The organism is Bradyrhizobium sp. GW821-FHT13H06 (assembly GCF_058803975.1).
Map to the genome: position 1 here is coordinate 1 of NZ_JBXAPN010000036.1, position 586 is coordinate 586.

Annotated in this window: 1 pseudogene; it reads right to left on the reverse strand. The window is 62.3% G+C overall.

The features are described from left to right. Window positions 1-586, reverse strand: a pseudogene (locus tag AC1RQP_RS40190) (DUF1522 domain-containing protein); the annotation flags it as partial.

A 586-nucleotide genomic window follows, 5' to 3' on the forward strand; every position in this document is an offset into this window, starting at 1 on the left:
CCTGGCTGTTGGCCGCCTCGACGTTGGTGTCGGCCAGCGTCAGGTTGGCCGAACCGGTCTGCAGCACGTTGATCAGGCTCTTGTTGAAATCCTGACGCACCTGCACCACCGAGAGGTTCGAACCGAGGCTCGAGGCTTCCGAGCGCAGCGTGCTCGACGCAGCGTTCAGGTTGGTCAGCACCTTGTTGGTGGCCGCGTTGTCGATGAAGTCGACACCGCTGGTCAGCGCAGCAAGGCCCAGACCCTTGGAGTTGTAGGTCACGCCGGTAATGCTCAGGTTCGACTTGCCGGTCTCGTCGAACACCAGCTTGAGCTGATCGCCGTTGAGCAGGTTGACACCGTTGAACGAGGAGTCCTGCGCCGTCGTGTCGATCTGGTTCAGGATGTTGTTGTACTGAGACACCAGATTGGCACGCGAGGTCTGCGCAACCGTATCCTGGACGGGGGTGGAAGCCGTCGAGAAGGTGAGCGACGAGGTCAGCGTGCCGCCGATCGCACCACCCGCGGCACTCGATCCGATGGTCGAGGACGCGTAGTCGTTGGTGGTCGAGATCGTCAGCAGGCCGTTGGCGTCGATCGTCGCGGA